We start from the raw sequence: 2173 nt of genomic DNA, 5'->3' as shown, positions 1-2173 counted from the left end.
TCCTCGCGCACTGCATCGCCCTCGATGACGATGACGTGCTGCTGGCTGCCCAGGTCCTCCACGATCATGGACAGCAGCAGCTCGCCCACCATGGAGCGGCCGTCGCGGAAGTTGCCCATCATCCGGCCCAGCGACTGGTTGGACTGCTCGACCTGGGTCTGCTCCTGCTTGCCCGAGGTCGCGGTGCCCTCCTTGCCCATGAAACCGGCCGTGGCCGCGCTGACGCGCTGGATGGCGCCTCGGTTCTCTTGCAGCATCTGGAAATGCTGGTCGGTCAGCTGGTAGTCGCGCTTGACCTCGAACTTGGCGCCCGGCTTACTCATGTGGTCGGCGTCAAGAATGATGTCCGCATCGCGGCGGGCAACCTGCTTGCGCAGCTGGGCGTCCGTCATGGCCACCGCGCCCTTGGTGCGCTCGGTGCGAACGACACCCATGCCCCAGCGAAGCTTCGAGATGCCGCTGTTGAGGCTGTCCTGCGGGAAGATCATGCCGCGCACGTAGCCATAAGGCACGCTGGTGCTGTCCTCGCGGAAGCCCCAGAACGGCACGTAGGGGAAGCTGCGATGGCTGTACGGGCTCGGCGAGTCGTGCAGGCGGTGCGGGCCGAGCCAGTAGCTGCGGCGCACGCGGGCGACGTTGGCGATGGTGAGCTTGGCCACGCCGCGCGCCACGACGTAGTTGTGGGCGACGTTGTTCTCGTCGTACTCGACAACCCGGCCGTCGCCGGTGGTGATGACGGGCACCGACACCCAGCGGCGGTACCACAGCTCCGCCAGGCAGACTTCCTTGGTCGTCGGGTTCCACCAGCGGTCCTCCAGCATGGTCCAGGCGCGCGCCTCGTTGTGCGCGTTGCGCAGGCCCGTGGTCTGGCCGCCGTCGACCGCCAGGGTCTGCTCGCCCCACCACGAGGGGCCGTAGACGCCGATGGTCTTCACCAGCTCGCGAGCATCGGGGAACGCCAGGGCGATGCGATCGGGAGTGAGCCAGCGCTGCCGGCGCAGCCAGCGCGCATTGCTCAGGTCGTTGTCCTTGTCCGTGAAGTCCCAGTGGATCTCGTTGCGGTGCACGACAGAGCAGCGATACGGGTACTTGAACGGGTCGGACTCTCGGGCAACCTCGACCCAGCCCAGGCCGACACCGATTTGCGTACGGAAGGCGTCCGAGCACGCTGCATCGGCCTTGGAATGGCGCTCCGCCTCGTTCAGCTTGTAGTTGAGGGCGTCCGCCACGTCCTGGCCGCCGGTGCCGCCGTTGGGCGTGACGCGCCAGTCGGTGCGGGTGACTTCCTCGTAGCCCTGGATCGACAGCAGCGCGGGGCCGATGAGGTCCTCGACGGCCGGCGGGATGCCCAGCTGCTGCTGCATGCGTAGCAGTTCGCTGTCCAGCTGGTTGCCGTCCGCGTAGTCCATCTCCTTGTCGGCGATGCGGCGCCACTGGGGCTGCTGCTCGATCTCCTCGATGATGGTCGTGTACTCGTGCAGCGAGAGGGCTTGCGGGTCGGTGGGGGTGGTGGTGTCCATGGTGGTTCTCACAGGCGCCAGTCAGGCTCTTCGGGTTCTTCGTAAGAGTTGCGCGCAGTTCCGGGCGCAGGGATGCCGCTGATGAAGGTCATGGCGACCGCATCGCCCTTGTCGGGGGACCGACCGAGCATTTCGCGGATCTCGTCCTTGCTGCGCATCTGGATGGCAGCGACCTTGCCCATGGTGATGACCTTGTATCGAACGGCCGTGAGGTCGCCCAGCAGCTCGGCATCCGGTGGCAGCGCGATCGGGTCAGGGTTGGTCGGGTCCAGTGCCTCGCGCAGGCGCCAATACATCTCGGCGCGCTTGTTGCGGTAGCGCAGGTTGCCGGCCTTGGTGACAAGCCCGGAGGTTTCCGAGACGTTGACGGCCAGGACGTTGAGGTTCAGGCCGACGAGGAAGTCCAGCGCGCTCGACCCGATGCCGATGCTGTCGACGCAGATGCAAGCGCCATCACGCACCAGTGGCACGACGAAGGCTGCCGCGGTGGGGCCGTCCTTGGTCACGGTGCCAGGCGCGGTCACCATCTCATCGAACCATTGGCCATGCCGGCGGGCGACGGAGGCCTTGTCGATGCCACCTCGAGCTGGGTCGAAGCCAAGGGCGGTCATCGTGCCCTTGGCATCCTTGGCCTTCCAGCGGGCTTGTGCGGC

General features: G+C 66.8%; 1 protein-coding gene and 1 pseudogene. Both read right to left on the bottom strand.

Annotation, left to right across the window (positions count from 1 at the left end; translation table 11 throughout):
- On the bottom strand, positions 1 to 1520 hold a 1520-nt coding region (locus tag AC1DY5_RS52500), incomplete at its 3' end, for a portal protein (protein WP_478122161.1).
- A gap of 8 nt (positions 1521 to 1528) precedes the next feature.
- Positions 1529 to 2173 (bottom strand): annotated as a pseudogene (locus tag AC1DY5_RS52495) (terminase); the annotation flags it as partial.

This window comes from Variovorax sp. P4_D9, from assembly GCF_056401695.1.
This window is presented reverse-complemented; position numbering and strand designations above follow the sequence as displayed.